General features: G+C 55.6%; 2 protein-coding genes. Both read right to left on the reverse strand.

Going from position 1 to position 1,897, the window contains the following annotated elements:
- On the reverse strand, positions 1 to 589 hold a 589-nt coding region (locus tag Q0362_RS09295), incomplete at its 3' end, for a carbohydrate ABC transporter permease (protein WP_298122806.1).
- Positions 590 to 592: 3 nt separating this feature from the next.
- The coding region (locus tag Q0362_RS09300) for an amidohydrolase (RefSeq protein ID WP_298122809.1) at positions 593 to 1,897 on the reverse strand (1,305 nt) is incomplete at its 5' end.

Consider the following 1,897-nt stretch of genomic DNA (forward strand, 5'->3'; position numbering starts at 1 on the left):
AGATGGAGGGATCCAGCCTAGATAGCCCCGCCAAGAAGACCACATAGGCAAAACCTGTTTGCAACCAGAGCATGAACGCTGAAACAGCAAGCAGTGCAGTGTCCGGTTCTCGCAACCATTCTTGAGTGAGCGAACCCAAACCCAGCCCATCAAGGAGTGAGTTGAGGGCACCACCTGAACCATCCAGCATCCACATCCAGATCATTCCCGAAACAGCGATGGGAACAATCTGCGGCAGAAAGAATCCGGTGCGCGCAACGGGCACCAGCTTGGAACCAAATCTGCCCACGAAAGCGTCATAGGTGGCGACGGCGAGAACTAAACCAAAAGCAGTAGGTAGCAAGGAGAACGGAATCACATAAAACGCGGCGTGAGACCAGGACTCCCAGAAATCCTTGTTTTCAAAAATGATTCGGAAGTTATCAAAACCAACCCATTTGGCAGGCCCATAACCTGGCCACTTGAGCAAGCTGATGCCGACGTTCCAGATGAACATGCCAAAGAAGAACAGGACGAGTACTGCTACACCTGGGTAGAGAAACCAGCCATATCCTCGTTGTCGCTGAGCGACCTGTCCTCGCAATGCCATGAGCTAGAGGGCGTTGTGAGTGAAGCGACCACCGAGCAGTGTGGCAGCCACAGGCATTGTTCGAAGCTCGTCAACCGAGGCATACAGGGGGTCAATATCGACAACACACAGGTCAGCGCGCTGCCCCACAGCAATTCGGGTTCGTGCAGAGGCATCTAATGCTGCTTGGGGCTCGATGCGCTGCTCGGGATGCCAGGGTTCACGCGTATCGCGGGTGCGCTCCACAGCAGTCGCAATAGCAAACCATGGATCGAGCGGGGCAACGGGAGCGTCTGACCCCATCGAGAGCTTGACCCCTGCATCCAGCATGGAGGCGAAGGGGAAGCACCGGTCGGTGCGACCAGCCCAGAGGACGTCTGCCACATCCCTGTCATCCATCGCGTGCTCCGGCTGCACAGATGCAGTAATTCCCAGATCAGCAAAACGTTGAATATCTTCCCAAGCCAAAAGTTGGGCGTGCTCGATCGTTCCTTCACAACCCACTTCTTCGAAAGCATTGAGGGCAAAGGTGTTCGCATCATCACCGATGGCGTGAATGGAGCAGTTGATCCCAGCCGAGCTGGCTTTAGTCATCAAACTAACCAGGTCGTCGTAAGAGGTGTTGAGCATGCCACGGGCATGCTTTCCTGTCAGTCCTGGGTAAGGGTCGTGGCAGAACGCAGTGCGCGTATTGAGTGAGCCATCGGAGATGAGCTTGTAATTTCCCATCCGAAGCAATCCTTCGCTAGAGGCAATGGTGTCCCCTGTGCGCAGGCCCGTCTCGATCGCACGATCAAGGTTCTCGGTGTACACACTGAACTCAACCTGGAGGTAGTCATTGCCGTTGCCAATACGTCGACGCCAGTCGGGAAGAATCCAGCCCATCTCGAAGTCAACGATGCCGACAACGCCGCGAGCAGCAGCAACCTTGGACGCTTCCAGAACGGCCTTATCGAGTTCTTCTGGACTTAAATCTCCGAGAGATCCCCAAATGGCAAAACAGTCGTCTTCCACGAGCAAACCCGTGGGGTGGCCTGCATGGCCTCGAACTTCCAAAGCCTTCGAGTTCAGCCACACGCTATGGCCGTCACCGGAGAAGAGGTAGACCTCTTCGTCGGGGCAGGCTGCATCAAGAATGCTGAAGTGGGGATCTTCTTCCCACAGGCTTCCACGCCACCCGAAACCAACCATGGTTCCGGGGTGAGTTTCATGACGAGCCTTGACGCGCTCCCCCACTTCACGTGCAGAGCCGACGCCTTCAAGGTTCAAACGCTGCAACAGCATGGACCACGAAGTGAAGTGCGTGTGGGTATCCCACATTCCTGGAAT

Source organism: uncultured Aurantimicrobium sp. (genome assembly GCF_936931525.1).
In the GTDB taxonomy this organism is placed as follows: domain Bacteria; phylum Actinomycetota; class Actinomycetes; order Actinomycetales; family Microbacteriaceae; genus Aurantimicrobium.